This is a genomic window from Erysipelothrix anatis (assembly GCF_009828745.1).
Lineage (GTDB): Bacteria > Bacillota_I > Bacilli_A > Erysipelotrichales > Erysipelotrichaceae > Erysipelothrix > Erysipelothrix anatis.
This window is the reverse complement of sequence record NZ_WTSX01000009.1, coordinates 16,771-42,690: the sequence shown is the minus strand read 5'-3', so window position 1 is coordinate 42,690 and position 25,920 is coordinate 16,771. Positions and strand designations below refer to the sequence as shown.

Below are 25,920 nucleotides of genomic sequence, written 5' to 3'. Positions count from 1 at the left end.
CCTTTCATTATTTTAAGTGGAGTCTTGGGTTAACATATTGGCGGTTCACAATGACTTCAAAGTGAAGGTGAGCACCGGTACTGTATCCCGTTGAACCAACTTCACCAATTTGTTGTCCTTGTTTGAGAACCTGATTTTCAGTGACATGAATCCGAGACATGTGAGCATAGACCGTGAATACTCCTTCGCCATGATCAATCACACAAAAGAATCCAAGTCCTTCATCGCTGTATCTGACGATCACAACTTTGCCATCACCTACAGCTAAAAGTGGAGTTCCTTGCGGTCTTCCAAAATCAATACCTGTATGATAATTGCTTGTTGTTGATCCATCTGGTAAGGTAATCGGTTCACGAGGACCAAATTCTGAAGTAACATACTGTTTCCAATCGTCCGCTAATGGACTCCTAAAGTCACCACCAATATATGGGGTCTTTTCGGAAATGATATAAGCATCTTCTAGAAGCGTTGCCATTGGAACATAATCATCCAGTCCTTTATTTATACCCGTCAACGCAACGCGGTATATCTCATAGATTGTTTCAGTTTTTGATTCAAGGTTAATCTTAAGATAAGAAGATGCATTACGAATTACAGTATTTGTTGATGGTATAGCTTTGTGTACTGGAGGTGATTTATCACTTGGTTCATCTGTTATGTAGAAACAATGTAAGTATTCGGAGATATTTAGTGATGATAAGAATTGATTGTTGTCAGAATCGATGGTTGCTCCAAAAAGAATACTCTTGATTAAAGTTGGATCTAATCGTCCTTCAGATATTTCAAGAGTTGCTAGTTCATCATCAATTTTTTGAAATGTCACTTTGTAGTTCTCAATAAATATTCGATACTCATCAGGTACAGAGGGGGAGATTTCATGATTCATAAATATTACATCAATGAGATGGTTGTTATGCTTTGAAGCGCCATCAGCACCACTGATTAGAAATATCATGATTAAGAGTATTGGTGATATAGCAATAATTGTGATTGATTTAAGAAGATTTCGTCCTTTCTTACTTTGAACCAAAGACAACAGTACTTTAGCTATCTTCGCTCCCATTATCGACCACCCGCTGAACCAAACAATCTTTCTTTATATTCTGGTGCGTGAACTTTTAAAATAAATCGTTCATTTCCACATCGATATAAACATACACCACGTTGAGGATATCGAATGAGTTCATATTCAGATTCTTCAAGTTGCAAAGTATCCATATAAAACTTCTTATCAACACTTCCGGCATTAAATAGGAATTGATGTGTTGGAATTGAGAATAGGGGTTTAGTATATTCTTTAATCTTAGGAAGATTAAAGTCTTCAAGGTTTTGAGAAGCAATAATGATGGAACTCTCTTTTTTACGAACTCGTTTCATGAAATTGCGGATATATTCCACAGCGGTCAGATTCGTTAAGAATAAATAGAATTCATCCAATGCACCAACAGTAGAACCTTTCGTAAGAAGCTCATTTGACATGTAAGATAAGACATTAAATAAGAGCGCATTTTTGAGATTTTGATTTGAATTAAGAAGCCCTTTAACACCGAATGTAACTAGTGAACCATGTGTGATATTTGTATGACCATTAAAGTACTGAGATTCAGAACCCTTACAGATGGAAAATAGTGCAAGACAGATCTCACGTAGGCTTTCTTCTGAATAAAGATGTTTTTGGTTGTTATCGTAGTTTTTAAACTCAGTATCAATTAGATCATAGAGGTCAGAGAGAATTGGATAATCTGTTGATTTAAATCGTGATAAATCTGATTCATCAGTAATCTTAAATGAGTCATATAGTTTTTTTATCATGATCTCAATGGTATCAATATGTGCTTCCGATAAATCTTTGTAGCTTTTGAAGAAGTCTTTGAGAAATGAAATGTGCTGTGAAAGTTTGTTGGACTTCTTAAAAGCAGCAGGGACACTTTCATCGTATTGTTCTTCAAGGAGCACTTCATCTGACCAAAGCTTGGGTTCTAAAACATTGATAATATGCTGACCATTGGTTAAGTCAATATAGTCTCCTTGTAAGTTATGGGTAAGTTCTGCATATTCACTTTCAGGATCCAGCACAATAACACGCATTCCTGATTCTAGAAGATTACAGATAATGAGTTTCAGTAAATAAGATTTACCTTGACCCGAATTGCCTAAGATGATGGTATTGGCGTTGGTTTTATCTTCGGAACGTTTATTGAAATCTACAATGATATTCGATCCATATTTATCGCGACCGAGGTAAAATCCATTTTCATCTGTCTTACCTGAGTAATTAAAAGGGAAGAAATTTGCGACTGATGATGCGGGTAGGACTCGTTCAAATTCTTCTTTGAATTGATTACTACCTGATGGAGCAACAGATAAAAATCCTTCCTTTTGTCTTAGTAACAATTTATCAACATTCATTTTTGAACGAACCAGTTCAGTGAGTACATCAGTTTGAAGTACTTTTAAAGATTCTAAATCTGATGCAATCATTTCAATGAATACTGCGCAATGAACCAGTGGTTCTCGGGAACGATGCATATTCGCAATCAATACCGTTAAATCTTGGATATCTGCTTGTGCTTCAATTGTATCTTGAACCTGTGTGGAAGAAGTACTTTTCATCTTATTCTTATTGGAAGCATTAGTAATAATCTTCTTTTCTTCGAGCGGTGTTACGAGTCGAGAATAGATCTTCAGAGTAATGTTTTCTTTTTCGCCTAAGTAGCGAAGGAGTGCTTGTTCTTCAGTTGATGTGGGATAGTCTCTTAATGCCCAAACTGAACGATACGTATTACCACAAATGAAATGGTCTGTATAAAACTTAATAATTGAAGGAGATACCATATCAAGAAATGTTTGGGTACGATTTTCATCGGTATTTATTTCTTTCTTTTTAAGAAGAGATTTGAAATTAAAAAAATTCATAAGTTTTGCCACCTTTCACCGTCAATATCTTCAAACTTGTCCGTGGTAACATTCTGTTCATAATAAACTGCCAACATTGTTTTAAGTTCACTATTAGATAAACGACTGATTGAAAAACCAAATTGTTTGAATGCTTTCTCCAAACGATTCAAGGAGTGATCTGAATCGTTTATTTGAGACTGACGAATACATATTAAAAAAGACCGAGCGGTTGCGGTCTTGACTTGAATTTCATCAATATACTGAAGATCGCGTTCAAGTAACTTTCTAACTTGAGGATTTGTTTCTTCAGCAATGCGCCATTTTATATGACTTTTATTAAAACGGAAATTCTCACGACTATTGAGGCAGAGTATCTCGACAATTTCGGTTGTTTTTATGAGATTCATTAGTGCAAATATTTTTGCTTCAATATTTTCATCAGACAACACCGATAAGTTATAGGGGGCAATTGCATAATAGGTGAGTTGGTGATTGTTGTAGCCTAGAATACTGGATTCTTGGAGTGACTTCAAATTGAGAAGTCGACGGGTAGAACTAGAATGTCTCTTCATTGCATCACCTGTTCGTAACAATAATCAGTTTCATCAAAGTTTATTTCTTGAGGCTCAACGTCACCAAGCTGTAGAGGAATCAGTAAGGGTAAAAGTTCATTTTCCAGATATTCTTGATTAGGACATTGATCCACATACCCTCCAACGACTGAAGTAAGAATCAATTTATCTGCAGTATCAGTTATAGTGCAATTGTGGAAACAGTTTTGCATAATGAAATTTGCGATATTCTCAGGCGTATCTTCAAAGTAATGTTTTTTGTCATACATATCATCTGAGTCGAAGATATATCCAATGACTTTGTTTTTAATGTTTTCCATGGTTTTCCATCCTTTCTATTTTCCATGTATAGGATTGAGGTTGAGATATAAAAAAACGACATGAGTAAGTGATAAAATCAAGAATGCTCATGTCGTCAAATCTTAAGGTGAGTAATGCGTAGACTGAAGTACCCACTAAGAAGTGAATGATATTTAGTTGTGTGTAGATAAATACTGAGATTAAAGTCAAAACTCCAATAATTACAATATCTCTCATATACCAGAGCCAGAGCATTGGCTTTGATTTCAGATTGTTTGGGTATAGGTACATATAGCTTCCTCTCTAGAATGTAAGATAATAATTAAAGATATTGAATTATAGTATACTAATCGTGACATTTGTTAGTACCTCCATTTTTTGTTAGGCTTAATGCTTGGTTGATTTAATAAATCGATTATATCTTTTTCGTATTTATTCTCACCAAGTATAGGATCTATAGAATATATTGATGGGTCAAGCCAGTCCGCTTTCTTTTTAGCAAAGTCAATCCAGGCAGAATTTTGCTCGTTTTCTTCTATGCTCGAAATCATTCTACGTAGACGCTCAGCTTCATCAAAGTAGTGACTCATACGTAATAATTCGGAAGTCAAATTGAGTTCATGGTTATATCTATGATTTACCAATTCGCTAATATTTTCATTTATGTCGTTAATCATTTGATTTTTTGTTAGTTCTTTTTTTCTCGTGTTTTCTTCAAAGCCAAACTTAAGGATTTCGAGAATGATTTCCGGAATGTAAGATTCAAGTGTTCGGTTTTTGGAGTCTTTGTATATTGATTTGTTACCAAAATCAAAACTAAGGGTTAAATTCCCATTAAAGATATAGTCATATTTTCTAATTTGAGGTACACGCCACAAAGTATACCCTCTAGCAATATCTTTCGCATAGTTTTCAAGAGCTTGTTTGTCTTTAGTAGTAAGAACGTGATTAACTTTTCGTTGTCCCTCATAAAATGAGTACCAAATATTCTGTTCGAGTACACTAGCAGTAAGATCATCGTTTAATGAACAATTAAATTTTTCAAGAATATATTCTAATTTCGAAATAAACAGAAAAACTCGATCAATAGTTTGTGAAGAAAGTAAACGTACATTAATCACTGGTCGCTCTTTTTTCCAAGAGTATTTTAAAGTTTGAACGATATTATGTACGGCTGCTTGCTGTTCTAACTTATCATATGATTTCTTACTTGCCAGTATTTCATTTCTAAGATCTTTAAAATTTTTAGACAACTTAATTTCTTTTGAATCTTCAAAGTGTTTCATGAGATCATCATAGAATTCTCTTTTTGATTCAGATGACACTAGCCAAACCATCTTATCGGTAAAATATGCAATTGGATTTTCAAAATTCGAATTCGTGTTCCATATAATTCGGTCTTCTGAAGAGATTGAATCATCAACAAAAAATTCTATAATATCATTTCCATTGTAATCGCTTGATAATTTTACAATTGGTGAGTCTTTGCCATATAAGAGTTTTGCTCAATGGCCAGAAGATGGACGAGGAACGTTTAGTAGATTACAAACTTTACGCATATCAGCTAGTGAAATATTATACTCTTGAGCTACAAGTCCTATACGTTTTTCCCAAATTTCTTCATATAGCTTTAATCTTGATATTTTGATTTTTTTCATTTCAATCCCTACTTTCTAACTTGAATATATCAAACAAGAGTCCTTTATACAATTTCAATCATTGTATTCTATCGGCTTATTAGTTCAAATATAGAATGTTGAAACATTATATATCAGCTTTTACTAGTAACTGTTTTAACAATATTCAAAGCACTTTGAGTTGCATAGATGGTTCCCATCATATTACCACGTGTTGACGTATCAAGACCAAATTGATCCGCTATACGTGGTATTTCATTTGCTGACATCATCAGTCCTACTCCAAGTAATAAGTTGTCCTTAAAAACCATTAATCCTGCAACCAAGAATACGGACTGTAAGAAGGTAGTTAGACACAATGCAACGATTTGCTTACACCAACCAATGAAGCCATCAGTAAAACCACGAGGTACGGATAGCATGTATAAACTTCCTACAGCTATCTGAGTAAGGAGTATACCACCACGTTTTAGATTACTAAAGAAAACTTTAATGACAGCATAACCTAAAGCAATGAGTAGGAATACTGAAAAGATGGCTGATACAGATAGGGTACCAACAAATCCTATTGATGAGGTTGCGAGTTCACCAATGGTTCCTGTACTATTTGATAATCCTGCAATGCTAACGGATAAGGATGTCTGCATTGATATCGCAAACTTGAAGAGTTCAATTGGTAGGGTGGTAATCAGTGATGTCGCAATAAATCCTTTAAGAATATTCAAAAGGGTATTACCAACATTACCTTGACCATTCTGATAGGCAATGGCAGTTTCAAAGACGGCAAGAATCAGTCCAACTGTAAACATTGCCCAAGCAAGATAGTTAAAGAAGATAACAATTGCTTGAACCCAAACAAAGTCAAAGAGTTCAGCTCCCATGTTGTTAATCATGCCGAAGAACTCACCGAGAAATGAAACAATCTGTGCATGGATCCAATCGGTGATCTGATCAAAGATCTTCTCGGCGATAAAATCCCAAATAAACATTACAGTAACCGCCAGATATAGGTTGGAGCAGTAAGAGTGAAGACAAGACAAACAAAGAGAATTGCAGGGGCAGTCCACTCAAACCGATCGTTATTTCGTTTGTAATCGAAGTATGAGCTTCCCAGTTTCACAAAGAAGAAGATGGCAAGAATAATACTGAGTGCAGGAAAGATGACATTATTAACGACCTGTCGAATCTGACTCTCTGCATTATTCCACGTTTCTTCAATAACTCCTGATACATTTCCTTGTGCATAGGTTGGATGTACAAATATCAGAAGTAAAAGAGTGATGAAGAGTAGGGATAGAATCCACTTCATCACTTTAGGATTTGTTAACTTTTTAATCATTGGTTTGGTTCCTTTCTAGTGTGTTTAAGATTGTTTTCGCAACCTTGAGCTGTCTTGATTGTGGTAAAGAGTTTAAGGCATTTTGAATGATACTTTCGATGTCTTGGGGTGATTGTGCATCATGATCAACAATGCCAACTTTTCTTAAAGTAATACCTTTGGTATCAGCAATAATTTTAATTACATCACCCGGTTGTAACGATGCAATGTCACGGTATTCTTTTGGAATTACAACACGTCCTTTATCATCTAAGACTTTAAAGACAGAAATATCAGTTTTCATAAGGTTCCTCCCAGAGTGTTTGTTGATATGGATGTTGATTTTGATTTAAGTTAATGTCATAGTTTGCAATAAGTAGTTCAGGGAAGGTACTACCAGCTTCATAGCGTTGTCGTAAGTTGTTTAATCTGCTGACAGGAACAATCATAAAGTCTTGATATAAATCTCGAATATATTCACAGTCGTTGTAGGATAATAAAAACAATCCTTTACACTGTTTTAAACAATCACGCAGTCGCTTATGATCTTCTTTGGAAAAGTCTGCATCATAAATCTTTTCAGTTTCAAAATAAGGAGGATCACAATAGAAGAAGGTAGTATCCGAATCATGAGTTTGAATCAAATCTTCAAAATCTCGATTTTCAATCACAACACGCCTTAAACGATGACTGGCTCTCATGATGGTTCGATTTAAATTCTGTAAAGTTAAAACCCGACTACCATAAGATTTTCCACGTGAACCATAACTCCAAATAATGGCTTTATAGAAAAGAACAGCACGTTTCACATCATGCTGTTCTGCCTTGGTGGTTAATAGATTTTTGATTTCTTCATAACGTGGTGGATCAAAGACTTTCTTCGCAATCTTCAGCTCATCTTTTAAAAACAAAGTATCTTCAAGTTGTCCACTGAGAATTTCAAGAATGATTTTATATTCATCACGAGAGTTAAGAGGAAGATATCCCATCGTATCGATAAAAGCAAGCGGACGATCTCGAACAACTTGAAATAGATTAACGAGATCCTTTTGATAATCGTTGTAGACTTCTTGGCGAGAAATTGGTTTTCCAAAAAGTACTGAAGCACCGCCACCAAAAGGTTCGACATATTTATTGATGATGGAAGGAAGTCGTGGCATGATTTCATGAAGCAGTGCGCCTTTACCACCAATCCATGGTAAGTAGGATTTCATAGTTTTTGTTCCTTTATTGCAAGATGTTCAAAGAAGTGACTGAATTCATCAGGAACTTCAAGAAATCCATTTTCTGTTTTAATGATCGTATTGTTGTCTATCATAGCCTTACCTACAGCATCGTAGTCTAAGAAATCATCAATCCACTCTTGATACTCATCCCAATTATTCCTTGCGAACTCCTTGAGTTTGATTGAGGCATATTGTGCTTGGGTATTAATCTCAGTTTCCACAAGTTTAAAATCATTAAGTGACGCCAGAATCATTTGTAATTGACTCAGGTCATCAACTTGAATGTGATCTAAAACTGTATTAAAACATTGAATCTCTTTATAATGGAGTCTACTAATGTCTGAGATAAAGGCATTGCTCGATAGGATATTAGATTCTATAAGGACGGATTCGATATGATTAAATAGTTCCCCATCAAGATTCACGTTTTCAAAAGATAACGTTAAATCATCAGTGGACTCCACATCCAGTCGTAAACATGATTCTTCAATTTCAGTGTCATCAAGACAAAGTGACAGTCTGATAAATGATTGATTCGTTGGGTTGGTAACAGTAACTTGAACTGATGATTCTTCTAGCCATCGTGAGTAGTATAGATGTTCGTTCTTGGAAATCGATGGGATTTTATCATTAAGAACAAAGAGCCATCCGTAATTGGTTTGATGATGTTCAAGATGTTGTTTAGCCCAATCACCGTCATCAAACCATTCAGGTTCATTATCTGTTCCAATAATCCCATCCGGAACCCCATTAGGATAATGTTGTATAAAAAGTTCTCGTGCAAGATTATCTGAAACGGTATAATCGTCGAAGTTATTGATGAGACCAAAGTAATGAAGGTGCTGAATATGCTGTGTTAGTTCATTCAAAGTGAGTGATGAGTTTAAAGATGCAATCGCATTTATCTTTTTTTGCTCAAAGTCAGTTAAACTTTCATATAAGCGTATAAATGCATTTAACTCATATGCATTAAGTGTTTGATGATTCTGAGCGCTAAGCCATGGTGTGAGTTTCTCTTCAAGTAACTCAATGGTTCGATTCGGGAAGAATTCTTTGAGCTGTGTTAGTTTGAGGGGGAAGTCATACGATCCGATATCGCCATTGTTCATTCTAAATCTGATGAGTGCCATAGTTTTGTTCCTCCTGACTAGTTTTTAAAAACGTTTGAATAACATCTTCTGATAATTCAGCATACTGTTCTTGAGTAATGATCATACGTTGAAGTTCAATAAAATCTTCGAGATGATCCAACATTAGCCAACCCGACTCATCCAAAGGAAGAGGAACTCTAGTTACTAGTGTTCCCCAATGATTGACATGAATTGTTGGTTTAATGGCAGAAGGTTCAAAACCGTCATCGCTTGATTGAATATCGTACTTATATAGACTCACATTTAATTGATCTTGTTTAATTCTTCCATAAGTAAAAGCGACTAGATGACCTTTACAGATGGCAAGTTTTAAGTTGTGATCTTTCATAGTGAACCTCCACTTAAAACGTTCGGTGAATTTAAGAGACCATTGATTTTCAACCTTATGAGAATTAGTGCGAAAATGCATAACCCAAGAACTGTGAAGAGGGTTTTAAATTTAATCGTCCAGTGTTTCATGATTTGATTCCTTTTTCTTCATAATGTTGGATATGATAAGTAAAAACGAACCGATTCCTAGCAAGCCATAAAGTAGCAGTGGATTTGGTGATGAAACTCCAGTATTTGGAAGCTCAGGAACTTTCTCATTCTTAATGACAAGCTTAATCTCATGGTTTATTTCATTTCCAATAAGTTCAAGTTGGACCTCAGTATTATCAAGACGATAACCTTTGGGTGATTGGGTTTCTTTTAAGTTATAAGAACCTATAGGCATTAAAAAACGAGCCAATCCTTGCTCGTTTGTTGTTCTTTGGGTAAGCGGTTGATTATTTTCATCAAATAATGTGAACTCTGCACCCTCTAATGATTGATTGTTCATATTATCTACTTTATGAACGATCACTTCAACTAATGAAAAGGTTTGATTCTTATCATTGATATCTTTGTGTTCTGCAACGAGTTCATCACCGAGATAAATTTCTTCAAAGACTACGTAATCACCTTTAGATAGATTTGACAAATCAAGTTCAAACATCATTTCAAGCGTTCCTGATTTTGACTTAGGTGTAAAGTCTAATTCAGAAGATATTTCTTTGTTATCTACTAAAAGAGGGAGTCCTGTCTGTTTATCCATTACCCAACCTTTGACATGATATGTTTGATCAATTGACAATTGTTTATAGGATACAACATCTGTCAACGATAGATGATTAGGATTTGAAGGGTCTAGTTTCTTGAGGCTAAGTTGTGTTCCTATTGAAGGGATATTAACAGTTTGATCTTGGTCAGTGATATCAGAATGAGTGGCAACTCGACGTGTTCCACGATACAAATCTTCAAAGACGACCAGTTCTTTACCAAGAAGGGTTGAACCATCGAAGATAAAAGTAATGTCGATGAAACCATCTGGTCTTTCAGGAATAAAGGATACTTCATTTTTTGCAACAATATTTTGAGTGTCTATTGTAAGTAGTGTTCCTTTCAGTGTGTACTCTTTGCCAACAATCAAATTCTTATATGTGACCCTATCAATGACTGTCATTGATTCTGAGACTTGGGATTCTTTATTTCCTGATTCATAAAAGGCTTGTGTTTTAATTTCAGGTTCTAGCTCGTTTAACACAACAATGCTTTGAAGTTCATTGGTTTCTTGAACAGTAAATTCTAAAGGTTTAGCTAGTAGGTAACCAGATGGTGCAAAAACTTCCTTTATAATGTAGCTTTCTCCAATCTCAAGACCCTTGAAGAGTATTGGTTCATCACCTGAAATCCATTCTTGAATGAGTTTTCCTGACATTTTGTGGATAAGTTGCAGAGTTGCACCAGAAGCAGGTTGTCCTGTATTTTCAGAAAGTTTGATGACTTCAATTTGAGTGGGGTGGTTACTAATCGTTTGAGTTGTGGTATATCCAATCACTGGTAAATCGACATACTCTGTGTTTTGGTCAACTACAAACTCAATAGGCCCAGATTTCAGATAACCTTTAGGTGCTTGTACTTCAACAAGTTTATAAGTTCCTGCTTTGAGGAATCCACGTGTTAATGCCATACCATTTGAATCTGTTACAAGTTGTGTTTGTGACACCACTTGATTGGCATCATCTAAGTAATCAAACGAAACGACATTGTTATTTGTGTCGTGAATTTCAAAGATTGCACCTGATAATGGAGTACTTGTTTCAATATCTGTTTTTAAAATTTGAAGTTTGATTTCGATAGATTTGTTGGGAATGTATTTAACAAGAGTAACACCATCTTCTAGAATTGAAATTGGGTAGATTGTTTTATCAATCCAGAATTCAAACGGTGTTGATTTTTCTTGGATAAAATATTGACCATAACGTAAGTCATTAGTGAAAGCAAAACCATTTTCATCGGTTGTAATTTCCTCCACGAGATTGTCATGAATATCTTTAACTGTGAACACTGCCCCTTGAATCGGTGTTTGTTGATCCTGTTCAACTTTCACAATCTGAATTTTACCTTTGATGACTTGATCCTGGACACCAAGATTCTCAATAACTATTTTTGTGTTTTGATCTTGATAGTTAAGGTTTACAGTATAGACATTTTCGTTAACCAAATATCCTACTGGAGCTTTGGTTTCCTTAATATAATAAGTACCAAGAGGAAGGGTTCGCGATTCAGCAAGACCATTCACATCGGTCTTTAGTATTTCAATAATCTTCGTTAATGCCTTATCATTGTAAACTGTGTATTCAGCATTTTGAAGAAGATCACCAGTTTCACTGTCCTTCTTCTCAAGAACAATTCTTCCTTTAGCTACTTCGTTGGTTACACTTACTTCTGTTCGTTGACCCGCTTTAATTTCGACCGTTCGAACTGTGTTATCAATAATGAGAGGTTCAGGAACAGCTACTTCTTTGTAATAGTAAGTGCCAGTGTCAAGTTCGATGTTATCGATGAATCCGTTTGAACCTGTCGTATAACGAGACGCATTTCGCATGTCTTCATGAAATGATAATTCAAATGTTGTGTTTGGGACTGGAGCATTTGTTTCGGCATTCACTTTACCAATTTGTAGCGTTCCCTTATGTTCCACTTCCACATTTACGTAAAATGGAATTGGATCAGGATTTCCACCAGTAATAACATCCTGCATTGTCGGGTGGGAGTAAAGAAGTGGGGAAGATGAAGCATCGTTTGTAATGTTTCCATACTTCTTAAATTCAATTCTAGATTTCTCTGGTGATGAAGAATTTGCGGTTAGTGTCACTTTGTTTCCTGAAATGGAAACATCAAGTCCGCCGTTATTTGAAACACTTGATTGTGATATTGCTTCGTTGATGTCTGTCAATGTGATTGATTCGCCTGTTTTAAGTTTAACCGAAGTGTTATGAAAACTGGCGCGATCATTATGAGTGTTTACCTTGTTCCAAATCGTTTGTTTTTCAGATTGGTAGTCAAAGCCTTCAAATCCCCATGATTCATTTATATCAAGATCGTTTCGGATAGATGCAATGTATTCCCATAAGACATTTTGTGTTACCACATAGTCCTTGCCAGTTTTGGCTGTGTTGTCGTATCCATGGTAGATAATCCGGGAGAAGGTTTCGCGCTCATCGTGGCTGAAATCAGAAACGGTATAGCCGTTTCCATTACCTCGTTCTATTTCAGGTTCGATGCAAAAAGCAACAACTCCATTAACATAGATGATATTTGAGTTGTGACCAGATTTTCGTTGGACTGCCCAACCACGGCTATTTACTGCTTCATAGTATCCGGTAGATATGACTCCAGATGGTTGTGTTGTTATGTCAATGCTGTCAGCCAAAACTGGAGTAACTTGTAGTAAGGCTGGAATGATGAGCATAAGTGTCATCAGAAGTGCAGTAAGTTTTTTATTTATTTTTTTCATATTGTTTCCTTTCATGGTTTAGTGATATTAAAAAGAAGCCCAGCAATTTGGACTTCCGCGAATTGGAATATTCAATTAAACTCCTTTCCTTTATATAAACTTGTAAAAGCAAAAAGATTAATACTATATATTCAGATTGATATTATTTTGATTAGTAATCGTTTGTAATTCATTTTCAATAAATTACTAAAGAGAAAGATTGTCGTGTGAGGATAGAGTCCGTATAATTGTGTAAAAGTGAAAGAGCCATAGAGGCTTCTGTTATTATGTTAGTAACCAAACAAACATAAGGAGACCTCTATGACTCAAATCAATTTTACTTTAGACACAAATCAAATTCAAGAACTTATCGAGAACAGTGGTGCTAATGATCTCGCAAAACAGGTGCTGACAGTTCTGTTTAATCAACTTATGGAGAAACAACGTGATGAATATATCCAAGTTGATCCATATTCACGAGATGATAATCGTAAGTCATCAAGAAATGGATACTATGAAAGAGAGTTTACCACTCGTATTGGAACATTGAATCTTATTGTACCTCGTACTCGTGACGGTGAATTCTCTCCTACGCTTTTTGATAGATATCAAAGAAACGAAAAGGCCCTTCTCGCTTCAATTTTGGAAATGTATGTACAAGGTGTATCGACTCGCAAAGTATCCAAGGTTGTCGAGGAACTGTGCGGGTTGAATGTATCCAAATCGTTCATCAGTTCACTTACAAGTGAACTTGATGGTGTTGTAGAAACCTTTCTATCACGACCACTTACACAAAAATATCCGTTCATACTAAGTGATGTACTCTTTATAAAGGTCAGAGAGAATCATCGTGTTGTATCTAAGGCGTTCCACATTATACTGGGAATTAATGACTTAGGAGAACGTGAACTACTTACGTTCTCAATCCAAGACAATGAATCTTATGACAGTTGGAAGTCATTGTATTCAGAACTTACTGAACGTGGCTTACAAGGACTTAAATTAGTTATCTCTGATTCACATAGTAGAGAAGTGAAAGCGATCAAAGAAAGCTTTCCAGGTGTTTCATGGCAGCGATGTCAGGTACACTTCATGAGAAATGTATTTGACAAGTTACCTCGCAAAAACACTGAAGAAGTTAGAGGTGAGTTGAAAGTATTGTTAAAGACAACGAACATAGAAATTGCTCGAAGATTGAAGAACGAAATCGTAGATAAGTATATCGGTAAATATTCAAAGATGACTGAGTGTTTGGATGAGGGATTCGAAGATGGTTTTCAATACTGTACTATCGAAGAAATAAATTACTCACGCTTACGAAATACAAATATGCTAGAGCGTGTAAATTCAGAGATACGTCGACGAGAGAAAGTCGTTCGAATATTCCCAAATAAACAATCAGCGCTTAGACTCATTGGAGCAGTACTCATTGATATTCACGAAGAATGGGAATCAAGTTCAAGACAGTATATTCAGTTTACAGAACAAACTAAAAAGTGGATTGATTAGATCCACTAACTAACATACTCACTTTTACACAGGATTATGGACTTGACTAAATAACCTCACATTTAAGTTCATTATAAGTTTAACGACTGAAATGTGACATTGCAAGAATTTAGTATACAACTTTTTTAACTGATAAAAAAACATGAGTCTAAAGAAACTCATGTTGTAAGTTAGCGTATAAACTGATCGTGTTGATTGAATGCTTTCCGATATGCTAAGGTTACGGAAATGAATGATGAGATACTGGTGGTTGCTACAAGCATGAATGTAACCATAATTTGATATTGGATTGCCAATGAAGGAACTGTACCTGCAAACATTAATCCTGACATCATACCCGGTAAAGAAACAATTCCAATCGTCTTCGCTGAATCGAGCGTTGGTTGCATACCAAGACGTATCGTTTCGTTAATAATCGATTTACTAGCTTGTTTTGGAGTAGCTCCTAAAGCAAGTTTTTCTTGTATTTGTTGTCTTTGATCTCTGAAGAAGTTATTAAGATTTCGATAAGTTAAGCCTAGTGCTGTCATGGCATTACCAGCAATCATACCAGAAATAGGAACAACTTGAGATGGTGTAAATGCAACGGAACCAGAAGCAATGAGTACACCTAAACTTAGGGTTAACGCGCTAAATATCGCAATCAGGGATATTTTGAATCCGTCTTCCATTCCCTGACTTCGTTTGTATGCGTTCCAAGATGCATTAAATCCAATAACTAAAACAAGGGCGATAGTAACAATACCACTATTTAGTCCAAAAAGGTAGGTTAGAACATAACCGACGATAATTAATTGAATTACTGCTCTTGTAATGCTATAAATTATTTCTTTGACAGTACCTATCTTTTCTTTATATGAGATGAAGATTCCGACGCAAACAAGCAGAAAAGTCATAACAAGAGTTTGAGGACTTACATTAAGATTCATAGTTTACCACACTCCCATTTTCTATGATGATTTTATGTGTTGCATTTTCAATTTCATCCACTTGATGCGTAACTGAAATAATGGTTAATTTTTCTTCACTATAGAGTTTATTGATAAATTTCCACACCTCTTGTTTGCTCTCTGTATCGAGAGCACTTGTGATTTCATCTAATAGTAATACTTTTGGCATGAAGATGACATTACGAATCAATGCAACTCTTTGTTTTTCTCCACCAGAAATATCGTTGATTCCTTTGTCGATGAATCCTGATAGCCCGACGGTATCCAACAGCTGTTGCGCTCTACCCTCGTCAAAATCAAGCCCACGAATTTCATAGGGAAATTTTAAATTATCCCTTACTGTCTCTCCAAAAAGAACGGGTGTTTGGAAACAATAGGATACTTCTTGTCTATATTCTTGTGGTGAATATGAGGTTTGATTCTTTTCGTGATAAATAATATCTCCAGAAGTAGGGGATATTAAAGATCCAATCACTTTTAGAAGTGTACTTTTTCCACTTCCTGATGGTCCACTTACGACAGTGAATGAACCATCCGGTATTTCAATATTGATATTTTTAAGGATATGTTGTTCCTTAACAGTGTAATTAACGTCTTTAATTTCAAAACAATTCATGGTCTCACTCCTTCATAAAAAAACACTGACGAATCAGTGTTTAGTGTTCGTTTGGATCATCAATAGCATCTTGATGGGTTTTGTGAACAGTTCCTTTCAAATGGTCAGGACCTGCATAAATAGTGTAAAGTTTTAAAGGTTTTGTACCGGTGTTGGTAACATTGTGCCAAGTATCTGCAGGAACAAAGATAGCAAAGTCTTCCTTCACAACTTCACTGAAGTTTAAATTATCCTCAGTAGGTCCCATTTCGCATAAGCCTTCACCTTGTTCAATTCTTAGAAATTGATCAATACCTTCATGAATTTCAAGACCAATATCATCACCAGGTTGAATCGTCATTACGGTTACTTGTAGTTGACTTCCTGTCCAAATCGTTGTTCTAAAGTTTTCGTTTTCTAATGTCATTCCTTCGATATCTTCAACAACGGGTTTCTTTCCTCTGTCTTCAAAATTGTACATCTGAAATTCCTCCTCTTTATACATACAATGATAATCACTATCACAATCGAAATCAAGACTAATGACTAAATACTTTATTTATAATAAGAATTGATAGAGTCCGTATAATTGTGTAAAAGTGAAAGAGCCATAGAGGCTTCTGTTATTATGTTAGTAACCAAACAAACATAAGGAGACCTCTATGACTCAAATCAATTTTACTTTAGACACAAATCAAATTCAAGAACTTATCGAGAACAGTGGTGCTAATGATCTCGCAAAACAGGTGCTGACAGTTCTGTTTAATCAACTTATGGAGAAACAACGTGATGAATATATCCAAGTTGATCCATATTCACGAGATGATAATCGTAAGTCATCAAGAAATGGATACTATGAAAGAGAGTTTACCACTCGTATTGGAACATTGAATCTTATTGTACCTCGTACTCGTGACGGTGAATTCTCTCCTACGCTTTTTGATAGATATCAAAGAAACGAAAAGGCCCTTCTCGCTTCAATTTTGGAAATGTATGTACAAGGTGTATCGACTCGCAAAGTATCCAAGGTTGTCGAGGAACTGTGCGGGTTGAATGTATCCAAATCGTTCATCAGTTCACTTACAAGTGAACTTGATGGTGTTGTAGAAACCTTTCTATCACGACCACTTACACAAAAATATCCGTTCATACTAAGTGATGTACTCTTTATAAAGGTCAGAGAGAATCATCGTGTTGTATCTAAGGCGTTCCACATTATACTGGGAATTAATGACTTAGGAGAACGTGAACTACTTACGTTCTCAATCCAAGACAATGAATCTTATGACAGTTGGAAGTCATTGTATTCAGAACTTACTGAACGTGGCTTACAAGGACTTAAATTAGTTATCTCTGATTCACATAGTAGAGAAGTGAAAGCGATCAAAGAAAGCTTTCCAGGTGTTTCATGGCAGCGATGTCAGGTACACTTCATGAGAAATGTATTTGACAAGTTACCTCGCAAAAACACTGAAGAAGTTAGAGGTGAGTTGAAAGTATTGTTAAAGACAACGAACATAGAAATTGCTCGAAGATTGAAGAACGAAATCGTAGATAAGTATATCGGTAAATATTCAAAGATGACTGAGTGTTTGGATGAGGGATTCGAAGATGGTTTTCAATACTGTACTATCGAAGAAATAAATTACTCACGCTTACGAAATACAAATATGCTAGAGCGTGTAAATTCAGAGATACGTCGACGAGAGAAAGTCGTTCGAATATTCCCAAATAAACAATCAGCGCTTAGACTCATTGGAGCAGTACTCATTGATATTTACGAAGAATGGGAATCAAGTTCAAGACAGTATACTCAGTTTACAGAACAAACTAAAAAGTGGATTGATTAGATCCACTAACTAACATAATCACTTTTACACAGGATTATGGACTTGACTCGTGTGAGTTATGAGAAGTATAAAACAATCTATATAAAGTAACTATGATAGTTTATAATAATAATTAGTAGATCCTAATTTCACATGATCTTTCGAACAATTTGGTGTTGAGAATAAATAAAGATGGAAAGAACTATAAAGATAATCAATAAATATTATATAATCTACAGATTTTAAGAAGAGAGGGATAAGAAAAATGAGCTTGTTAAACCTATTAGAAGTTAGTGATAATGCAAATATTATAACCAGAATTAATCAAGAAGATATAACTATAAAATTGCTTTTAGCTTATAAAAATGAGATTAGAACAGATTTCGAGAGAATCCAGAATTATCTCTTTTATCAAAGTTATGTTAAGCATGAGAATGATTCATTGTTTGCAAGCGGATCTGAGTTGAAACGATTTGATAGTATAAATGAATTGCTTTTTAACATAAGTGACCTGTCAATAAGAGACTGCAATACTCTTATCAATAAGTATTTTAAAGATTTAATTACTGAGCATTTGATTTACAAGAATGAGATTATCGCAATTGCACCTAATAATGGTATCGACAAGACAGTTAAGGAATATCTTTTTGATGTATGTTATCATGATTTACTAATTCCAAAAAATTTTAAGCTATACGCTACCTACCTTAAGAAAAATCCATCTACTTTAAGAAGATGGTTGAGCAAGATAATTGAAAGCAAAGTGTATTATACTGATTCATCTATAATAAAAAACATTGATATCTTAAAGTCTTCAGAATTCAATGAAATAATTCTATGGTTTAATACGGCTATTACTAATAGTTTTTCACAGTTAGTTTCATCTGATTTATGCGGTACAGAAGACGATCAGGTGTTTTATCTGTACGAACGTTTTTATCACAATTGGCTTAAATATCTCAAAGACACAAAATCAGCGGAGGTTTATAAATTCGAAGCATTAGAAATAGTTACCATGCAAAAGTTCGGGCAGGTTATTACAAAATATGGACAAACATATAATAATACAGTTGATATGTCAGAAATAATGGATCTATTTAAAAAAGAGATATCGAAGCATGGAGTAATTCTCTTCGAATATACACACAGGGTGGATGATAAAAAAAGCGTATTTGAATCGCTTGAAGAAGCTGAAGGTTCGGTATTTGATTCTATATTTCAAAACGAGAATAAGTCTTTTTTTACAAATAGTAGAGTGACTCATCTTAATTATATGATGGCATATCTTTCGAGTTTTATGCAACATATTATTTATAACGAGTCAGAATTGCTAGTCAAGGCATTGAAATCTTATGCTGAAGTAATTGACAGTTACTATTGTATAAGTGAGACTTACAAATTGGAAAAGGATTTTGAAAGTTTAACTGATATATTAAAAAACGTATCAAAAAGCGACAAGGATTCAGAGTTGACGTGTATACTATCTATTGCAAATTATTACGGGCCCACAATGTATATGTGTAGCTTGATTGAAAAAATACTTAGGAACTTTTACAAATATCAGAGGAGAAACATCGACTTTACAAATAATAAAAGTGTTACACTTAATTATTTATTATCCGAGAAAAACTCAGAGATTGTAGACCTACTTGGCATAGCCCAATTAAGAGTTGCTAAATACTATCTTTTATCTGATGAAAATGACGAAGGATGGAATATAAGAAATGATTTGGCACACTTAAACTATGAACATGATGAGCAAACATTCTTTAGAAAGTTTTTAACAACAGCTGTATTATTGTTTTCTGTAATTTCTTCTGTGGTATTAAGTAGCCTCAAGAATTAATTTTGTTTAGTGAGAATATCAAACAAAGAGGTTTTGAATAATTAATTCTCAAGAAAAATATAAAGGACGTTATTAAGTTATTCAGTTTTAACTGGATTTACCCTATAAAAGTTGACACAAAAATGTATAGTAAGGGACTATCAACACATCAAATTTATGTCAATTTTATATTAGTGTAACGAGTTTCCTTAACTATGATAATTGTTAGTGAAAAAAGTGAGTGAGGTACAAAAATGATTAATATAGAGTTAGTTATGCTTGAATTAGGAAAGAGATTTACTTTATTTCATTCTGAAGATGATTTTAAATTTCAGCTCGCTTGGATAATTAAAGAAATGTATCCAATGGTTATTGTTAATTTAGAGAGAAAACTACGACCAGATTCCTCAGACAGAACTGATTTGGTTGTATCAGATACAAATTTGCAAATTCCAATTGAGTTAAAGTATAAAACAACAAAGCTTGATGCGGTAATTAATGCTGAACGATTTATTCTTAAATATCAAGGAGCTCGAGACTACGCAAGATATGACTTTTTGAGAGATATTAGCAGAATTGAATCATTAGTCAGATCCATAGACAGTATTATAGAGGGCTATGCTATTATTATTACAATGGATCAATCTATTTTAAAAGAAGCTCAGCTTAACACCAATGCTGCTTCATTTCCAATTCACCAAGGAAATACAATTCATGGTAATTATTCTTTTGCAGAAAAAGCTAAAGAAAAAAATTTAGCAAGATCTAGAACGCTAAGTATAAAAGGAAAATACCAAATGAAATGGTATGAGTATAGTCGCATTGAAGTCAGTAATCGAATTGAATCTTTATATTGCTTAATTGTTAAAGTGTCTAAAGATTCTCTAATTAGTTAACTGTTAAGATGTTTAGCGATTGGATGTAAAAAATGATAACATTTAGTTTTTGTTGACTAAAAAATAGCTTTAGTGGACTGAGTTAAATATTTTGTTACGTGTATAAAAATTGAAGTATCTTAGAGAATGATAATTTAGAGAGTGAGATGATATTAGATGATTAAATTGAATGACTTGCTACAACTCAATAGTGACGAGTTAAAAAAGACGAAAATTAAAATGAATCAGTGGAATGGTCAAGATAATCCAATGGATCTTTATCAGAATGATCCAGATTTAATAAATCAACAATGGTTATTTTGGAGGAAAAAGAAACGGTATTTTAAAGTTGGAGAAATAGCTATTTGTTTACTAAAACTATCATATGACACGTGGTTATTAACAACCATAAAAACTGTTGATACCGATCTAAATATTGTAAATGGAATAAATTACTTAGGAACAGAAATCGAGCATTATACTAAGTTTTTTGGTAGGACCATTATTAAATATAGAAAAACAAACCAATCTCAGGTCTATTATGCTGACTCAATAATTGAGGACTGCGAGGTTCTAGAAGTACTACCGACGATTTTTGACGATGATGGTTTTCCAGGATATGAAAAGGTGCGGTTATCTTTCAAACAATTAGAAATGATTATCAATCGACGGAAGAATGATTGGATTTCATCACTAGAGAATCAGAAAGCAGTTTACTTAATCACTGATACAAAAACCGGTAGATTATATGTAGGATCAGCCTATGGTGATAATGGTATGTTACTAAATCGTTGGGAGTCATATATTAGAACAGGACATGGAGGAAACAAAGAATTTCTCGAAATTATTGAACTAAAAGGCGTTGATTATATAAAGAATAATTTTGAGTATGCAATTCTAGAAAACTATAATTCAAGGGTTGATAAGAAGATTATTTTAGAAAGAGAGTCTTGGTGGAAATCTACATTGAAAACTAGAACATTCGGAATGAATAGTAATTAGATATAAAGTGTTTAATCTATAAATTGATGTCAAAATGATGTCAAAAAATTTGAGAAACAAGGGAATCATGAGGATCATGACAAATTAAACATCATAATAGCCTTTAAAATGGGGACAAAGAGATTGGTGACATGTTTTAAGTCGTTGAGTGGGAGTAAGAGAATAAGAGCAGTAAGTCCTTTGTTTATAAGGGTTTACGCTCTTTTTCTTTTAGACATTGCACATTTATTGCACATGATTGATTAATCCATTGAGTTTATTAGCTACCTCATAATTAGTATTAGGGTATAGATGACCGTATGTGCCTAACGTGGTTTCGATTTCTTCATGCCCTAGACGGTCTCTAATAATCAATGGGTTTTCTCCTAGTTGAATTAGTAAAGAAGCGTGAGAGTGCCTTAAATCGTGTATCCTGATTGAATGTACTCCAGAGAGCTTTGAATATCTCTTGATTGCATGAGATAGTGTGTGCTTTTGTGTTGGATAGCCATTATAACTTAGGATAAATTCTGTTTTAGGAATAATTCGAGTTTGAATTGATTTCCATTTTTTAAGAAGTTCAAGTGTATCTTTATCTAAAACGATATGACGATTACTTGCTTTTGTTTTTGTATCTCCGTATTTATAATCTTCCTGACTTTTATAAATCAGATTTTTTGTTATCGATAATACTCCAGTATCAAAATCTATATCATTCCATGATAAGGCTGTTGCTTCTCCGATTCTCATACCAGTCATAAACAGTAATGAAATGCAGATGTAATGAAAATATTCATAAAAATCTTTTGTATTGATAACTGATATAACTTGTTTGAATTCATCAAGAGTCCAAAAGTCAATGGATACTTTTTGTTTCTTTACATTTCCAATAACCTTAGAGGGGTTCAGTTCAGCTAGCCCTAATACGACTGCTCTATCCATTGCAAGTGAGAACAATCCTTGAATTGAACGCACATAAGATGGTTTCAATCCATTCATGAGATTAAGTTGCCATTTCTGAACATGGATAGGTTCAATTGAGTCTACACTCATTTTATAGAAATGCTTAAAATGTGCCTCAATGATCGAAAGTCTGTTCTCATATGTTTGTATCTTGACTTGAGTTTTATACCAAGGAAGAAATATCTTTTCTGTATATTCTTTGAAGAGAATAACATCTTGTTTTGCAAGTAAATAATCTTCCTTTTGATATAAAATTTCAAATAGACAATCTCGTGCTTCTTTCTTTGTTTTAAATCCACTCTTGTATTTCTGTATTCTTTTACCTTTATCATCAAAGCCTAGATGGACTCTGAAATAGTAGGTTCCGTTTTTGGTTTTTTTTATTGGTTCATTTGCCATTGTATCACCTCATTATTTTTTAATATAATCAAGTGTATTTTCAGACAATGTAATTCCAAGAATTTCTTCTACAACATCAACGGGTACTCGATTTACTTTTCGTGATTGATAAAAGGGATAACCTCTATCTACCATGACAAGTTTTGATTGTCTGATGATATCCGCAGCAAAAGAAGTTCCATATCCTAAATCTATGATGTCTTGCTTGGTAACTGTAAGCATGGTTTTCTCCTTTCCAGATACAACCTTAGACGAGGATAATATACTCATCTAAGATTATATCAATTATTCGCATTTTAATGAATGCTAAAGTTCTTTATCGTCAAACCAGTAGCCTTGAAATACTCTCATATTTTGGTCTATAAATAGTCCTTGAGCATCTTTAGGTATCATGGTGCTAGCAGAAGTATCATCAAGGATGATTGATGATAGAACACTATCTGCACGTCCACAAATTCGATAGCCGATATTTGCTTTGATTTGACCGTTTAAAATATTAGCATCAGGTCTTTGAGTTGCTAAGATAAGGTGAATTCCAAATGCACGTCCTAATTGACTGATTGTTGCTAAATAGCTCTCAATAACTACAATTGGTTCTTTCTGTTCTTTACTTAACCCAGACTTATCTAAGAGTTGTGCTATTTCATCACAAGCGAAGATTATTCTATTAAGTGATCCTCCTTGCTTATTGTATTCTTGAATATTTGAACATTGTGCATTTACCAGTAATTCTTTACGAGTTTCTAATACTGATATTATTTGCTTAAGTGTAAATGTCAATTCATCTAGGGTAAGAACGAAGTTACACCTCTCATGCCAGACTCTTGGAAAATCTACACCGCCTTTAAAATCTGCAAGGTAAACATCAGCACCTTTATTGATGGATTGTTTTAAAAGTAACTTCAAGAGGACGGATTTTCCAGAACCACTTGATCCGCCAATCAGAATATGTGGAATACGAGAGATATCGATTGATATTATGTCTGTCATTGTTTCTCCGAGAACAAGTTCAAAGTCTTTATCTTGTAAGTAGTCTTCCTTCCAGTTGATAGTTTCATAAGAGTCATGAGAGGTGGTGATAAGTTTAATTTTATTTCTTCCATTTACATATTCAATATCAAACACCTTTAGATTGAGTGCTACTTCTAATTTCTCTTTTTTCTTTTCGAATTCTTCTAAAGATATCCCGTTGTTCATAAATATATAAACTATTGTATTTTTGTTTTTTGACTTAGTTTTACTTATGAGCCAAGGAATTTCACCAATGGAATTCTTCAATCCAATTTTGTATAGATTCTGATGAGTTCTTTTTGTTCCTAATGGGGTACCTATTCTAATAAGAATATTAATATAGCTAATCAAAGCAAGTAGCGCTATAACTGCGATAATAATATATTTGAACAGTTGTATGATAAAGTGCGTTCCGTTATCAAAGTGAATGATTTTATTCAATAGAATAAATGTTAGTCCTAGATGAATATACAAGTATGGATATTTCCAAGGCTTAGTTATGGATTTTTCCAATCCGTTTTTTACTCTATATAATTTCAGTTTGTAAGTATTCTTCATAATATATATCCTACTTTCTATTTTTGATTCTTTTTTTTGAATATACTATTTCATTGTTGATTCGCCTAAGAAAAGCTCTCCATGTTTCTTTTTCGTTCACTTGTTCATATTTGAACTGATGTATGAGTTCTATATTGCTAATAATGTATACTGTTGTATAGCAAGCTATTTTGTTGGAATACCTACAAGGTAACTCTAAAGGGTAACCATCTAAATAATTCAACATACTAGCAATTGATAAACTACTTCTAAATTCCTCAAAACAAATCACAGATTGCCCTTGATATCCGTCAAATGGATGCTTGTAGTCTGTTATACGGTAAACATTTTCATAACCGTGTTTTTCCATGACGTATCTAGTTTTTCCAGTTTCTGTTTCTCCAGATAAATATGTTACTGAAAGTTCTCTAAATTGATTTCGATATTCGTTTTCTTTAATGACTTGTCTAGCTCTCTCGATTTTATCTAACTTCATCATATTCTCAGGAGTAGATTCTAATATTTCATAATTATCCATACCTTGCTTTATCATGTCATATAAGTCTGATAAATCGTTTCTAGCACCTTGTCTTTCAAGCGGAACTTCGCCGAATTCAAAATGTGTATCTTTGAGATTAGTTTCAGACTTTTTATGGTCTAACCATTTACCAAGTTTGAAAATGTAATCACGGTTATCAATACTTGTTCCTCTCGCAATTTCAAAGTGGGCTTTGGGGAACTTGTTTTTCATCGTTGAGAAGCGTATTGCGTTATTAGAAACAATATAGATATGTGTGTGATATGTTCCTTTTTCTCCAATTTCATCAGACATACAGAAGTATACAATACCTTTCATAGATTCAATTATTTCGATGATAGCATCGTGAGTCGTTTCATTCTCATGAGGGTTATTAATAGTGATCTGCCATTTTCGACTTCTACTATCTGCATTCATTCTTGTCACCGCCTTAATTTGTCATAAAATGATGTGACGTAAATATTGCTTATTAACAAAGCTTACTTATTTCTTTGTCACAAGTCACAGAAGTTGCTAAAGGTAATACTAACTTTAGCAAGCCCTTATGGGGTAGAGGCTTAGCTCTTTCGCCTAACGGCTACATCGCTAGCCTCTATTTGATAGTTATTTAGCTTTGACTAAGGTTGCTTTATTAGCGGTGCCATAGATTCTAAGTTCGTACTGAGTTTTTGGTGATACTGAAATCTGACAATCTTCAAATGATATGAGAAGCGGGTTCCCTTGTTGTCGATATGAATTAACAACATCTGCTTTATCAGCAATTGCTCCATCATCATGTACACGTATTTCCACTGGCTCATAGTTTAATAGTATTTTATAGATACTATCGAAAACATCAGTTGCTTCTCCATCTATGAATTGCTTTCGTCGTGACACCTCAAGTAATTCGAATTCATTTGCATTGGTAAATAAACTAAGTGTTGTGTTTAGCCTTCGCATATTATTATGCCTCCTTTTAATTCGTTAGGCCTAACGTATTTTCATATTAATAAAAATGTGAGTATTAA

General features: G+C 34.1%; 26 protein-coding genes. 5 read left to right on the top strand and 21 right to left on the bottom strand.

Annotation, left to right across the window (positions count from 1 at the left end):
- Positions 1–7 precede the first annotated feature (7 nt).
- From GVV19_RS07580 to GVV19_RS07520, 13 genes are all read right to left on the bottom strand, one after another.
- Positions 8–1,063 carry a M23 family metallopeptidase gene (locus GVV19_RS07580; protein ID WP_159646801.1) on the bottom strand — a complete coding sequence of 352 codons (1,056 nt, stop codon included), beginning with the start codon at positions 1,061–1,063 and terminating at the stop codon, positions 8–10.
- The gene (locus GVV19_RS07575; protein ID WP_159646799.1) at positions 1,063–2,916 is read right to left on the bottom strand and encodes a VirB4 family type IV secretion system protein; all 1,854 of its coding nucleotides are present in this window, start codon (positions 2,914–2,916) and stop codon (positions 1,063–1,065) included. Before GVV19_RS07575 ends, GVV19_RS07580 begins: the two co-directional genes overlap by 1 nt.
- On the bottom strand, positions 2,913–3,470 hold the full coding sequence (locus tag GVV19_RS07570) for a hypothetical protein (protein ID WP_159646796.1): 558 nt from the start codon (positions 3,468–3,470) through the stop codon (positions 2,913–2,915). The genes GVV19_RS07575 and GVV19_RS07570 overlap by 4 nt, the downstream gene beginning before the upstream one ends.
- Complete coding sequence (locus GVV19_RS07565; protein WP_159646794.1) at positions 3,467–3,790, bottom strand: resolvase; 324 nt, start codon at positions 3,788–3,790, stop codon at positions 3,467–3,469. The genes GVV19_RS07570 and GVV19_RS07565 overlap by 4 nt, the downstream gene beginning before the upstream one ends.
- 342 nt (positions 3,791–4,132) lie before the next feature.
- Positions 4,133–5,056: a hypothetical protein gene (locus GVV19_RS07560; RefSeq protein ID WP_159646792.1), complete on the bottom strand. Its 924-nt coding sequence runs from the start codon at positions 5,054–5,056 to the stop codon at positions 4,133–4,135.
- Positions 5,057–5,275: 219 nt separating this feature from the next.
- The gene (locus GVV19_RS07555; protein ID WP_159646790.1) at positions 5,276–5,428 is read right to left on the bottom strand and encodes a hypothetical protein; all 153 of its coding nucleotides are present in this window, start codon (positions 5,426–5,428) and stop codon (positions 5,276–5,278) included.
- Positions 5,429–5,541: 113 nt separating this feature from the next.
- Positions 5,542–6,396 carry a conjugal transfer protein TrbL family protein gene (locus tag GVV19_RS07550; protein ID WP_159646788.1) on the bottom strand — a complete coding sequence of 285 codons (855 nt, stop codon included), beginning with the start codon at positions 6,394–6,396 and terminating at the stop codon, positions 5,542–5,544.
- The gene (locus tag GVV19_RS07545; RefSeq protein ID WP_159646786.1) at positions 6,396–6,746 is read right to left on the bottom strand and encodes a DUF3852 domain-containing protein; all 351 of its coding nucleotides are present in this window, start codon (positions 6,744–6,746) and stop codon (positions 6,396–6,398) included. Before GVV19_RS07545 ends, GVV19_RS07550 begins: the two co-directional genes overlap by 1 nt.
- Positions 6,739–7,029 (bottom strand): AbrB/MazE/SpoVT family DNA-binding domain-containing protein, encoded by a 291-nt coding sequence (locus GVV19_RS07540; protein ID WP_159646784.1) that lies wholly within the window; start codon positions 7,027–7,029, stop codon positions 6,739–6,741. Before GVV19_RS07540 ends, GVV19_RS07545 begins: the two co-directional genes overlap by 8 nt.
- A complete protein-coding gene (locus tag GVV19_RS07535; RefSeq protein ID WP_159646782.1) occupies positions 7,019–7,939 on the bottom strand; it encodes a DNA adenine methylase in 921 nt (306 codons plus the stop codon). The genes GVV19_RS07540 and GVV19_RS07535 overlap by 11 nt, the downstream gene beginning before the upstream one ends.
- Positions 7,936–9,081: a hypothetical protein gene (locus GVV19_RS07530; RefSeq protein ID WP_159646780.1), complete on the bottom strand. Its 1,146-nt coding sequence runs from the start codon at positions 9,079–9,081 to the stop codon at positions 7,936–7,938. Before GVV19_RS07530 ends, GVV19_RS07535 begins: the two co-directional genes overlap by 4 nt.
- Entirely contained in the window at positions 9,062–9,430 is a 369-nt protein-coding gene (locus GVV19_RS07525; RefSeq protein WP_159646778.1) for an LPD28 domain-containing protein, read from the bottom strand. The genes GVV19_RS07530 and GVV19_RS07525 overlap by 20 nt, the downstream gene beginning before the upstream one ends.
- 111 nt (positions 9,431–9,541) lie before the next feature.
- Positions 9,542–12,922 carry a SpaA isopeptide-forming pilin-related protein gene (locus GVV19_RS07520; protein WP_159646776.1) on the bottom strand — a complete coding sequence of 1,127 codons (3,381 nt, stop codon included), beginning with the start codon at positions 12,920–12,922 and terminating at the stop codon, positions 9,542–9,544.
- Positions 12,923–13,222: 300 nt separating this feature from the next.
- On the opposite strand from GVV19_RS07520, the gene GVV19_RS07515 reads away from it, so the two are divergent.
- A complete protein-coding gene (locus GVV19_RS07515; protein ID WP_159646774.1) occupies positions 13,223–14,410 on the top strand; it encodes an IS256 family transposase in 1,188 nt (395 codons plus the stop codon).
- A 170-nt stretch (positions 14,411–14,580) separates the two neighbouring features.
- Here GVV19_RS07515 and GVV19_RS07510 read toward each other — a convergent pair whose 3' ends face one another.
- From GVV19_RS07510 to GVV19_RS07500, 3 genes are read right to left on the bottom strand one after another with little or no spacing between them, the layout of a single operon-like run.
- Positions 14,581–15,339, bottom strand: a complete 759-nt coding sequence (locus GVV19_RS07510) for an ABC transporter permease (protein ID WP_159646772.1) — start codon at positions 15,337–15,339, stop codon at positions 14,581–14,583.
- Positions 15,329–15,976, bottom strand: coding sequence for an ABC transporter ATP-binding protein (locus GVV19_RS07505; RefSeq protein WP_159646770.1), 648 nt, complete (start codon positions 15,974–15,976; stop codon positions 15,329–15,331). Before GVV19_RS07505 ends, GVV19_RS07510 begins: the two co-directional genes overlap by 11 nt.
- A 40-nt stretch (positions 15,977–16,016) precedes the next feature.
- The gene (locus GVV19_RS07500; RefSeq protein WP_159633267.1) at positions 16,017–16,436 is read right to left on the bottom strand and encodes a cupin domain-containing protein; all 420 of its coding nucleotides are present in this window, start codon (positions 16,434–16,436) and stop codon (positions 16,017–16,019) included.
- Between the two features lie 181 nt (positions 16,437–16,617).
- Between GVV19_RS07500 and GVV19_RS07495 the strand changes: the two genes are divergently transcribed.
- The 4 genes from GVV19_RS07495 to GVV19_RS07480 all read left to right on the top strand — a co-directional run bounded on the left by GVV19_RS07495 (position 16,618) and on the right by GVV19_RS07480 (position 21,486).
- On the top strand, positions 16,618–17,805 hold the full coding sequence (locus GVV19_RS07495; RefSeq protein WP_159646768.1) for an IS256 family transposase: 1,188 nt from the start codon (positions 16,618–16,620) through the stop codon (positions 17,803–17,805).
- A 244-nt stretch (positions 17,806–18,049) separates the two neighbouring features.
- Positions 18,050–19,630 (top strand): hypothetical protein, encoded by a 1,581-nt coding sequence (locus GVV19_RS07490; protein ID WP_159646766.1) that lies wholly within the window; start codon positions 18,050–18,052, stop codon positions 19,628–19,630.
- Between the two features lie 233 nt (positions 19,631–19,863).
- Positions 19,864–20,505, top strand: a complete 642-nt coding sequence (locus GVV19_RS07485; RefSeq protein WP_159646764.1) for a hypothetical protein — start codon at positions 19,864–19,866, stop codon at positions 20,503–20,505.
- Between the two features lie 156 nt (positions 20,506–20,661).
- On the top strand, positions 20,662–21,486 hold the full coding sequence (locus tag GVV19_RS07480) for a GIY-YIG nuclease family protein (protein WP_159646762.1): 825 nt from the start codon (positions 20,662–20,664) through the stop codon (positions 21,484–21,486).
- Positions 21,487–21,711: 225 nt separating this feature from the next.
- On the opposite strand, the gene GVV19_RS07475 is transcribed toward GVV19_RS07480, so the two are convergent.
- The 5 genes from GVV19_RS07475 to GVV19_RS07455 all read right to left on the bottom strand — a co-directional run bounded on the left by GVV19_RS07475 (position 21,712) and on the right by GVV19_RS07455 (position 25,852).
- A complete protein-coding gene (locus GVV19_RS07475) occupies positions 21,712–22,827 on the bottom strand; it encodes a site-specific integrase (protein ID WP_159646760.1) in 1,116 nt (371 codons plus the stop codon).
- Between the two features lie 12 nt (positions 22,828–22,839).
- Entirely contained in the window at positions 22,840–23,049 is a 210-nt protein-coding gene (locus GVV19_RS07470; RefSeq protein ID WP_159646758.1) for a DUF3173 domain-containing protein, read from the bottom strand.
- An 84-nt stretch (positions 23,050–23,133) separates the two neighbouring features.
- Positions 23,134–24,396 carry an FtsK/SpoIIIE domain-containing protein gene (locus GVV19_RS07465; protein WP_159646756.1) on the bottom strand — a complete coding sequence of 421 codons (1,263 nt, stop codon included), beginning with the start codon at positions 24,394–24,396 and terminating at the stop codon, positions 23,134–23,136.
- Between the two features lie 10 nt (positions 24,397–24,406).
- Positions 24,407–25,330, bottom strand: a complete 924-nt coding sequence (locus GVV19_RS07460; RefSeq protein ID WP_159646754.1) for a replication protein — start codon at positions 25,328–25,330, stop codon at positions 24,407–24,409.
- A 186-nt stretch (positions 25,331–25,516) separates the two neighbouring features.
- On the bottom strand, positions 25,517–25,852 hold the full coding sequence (locus GVV19_RS07455) for a hypothetical protein (protein ID WP_159646752.1): 336 nt from the start codon (positions 25,850–25,852) through the stop codon (positions 25,517–25,519).
- Positions 25,853–25,920: the final 68 nt, after the last annotated feature.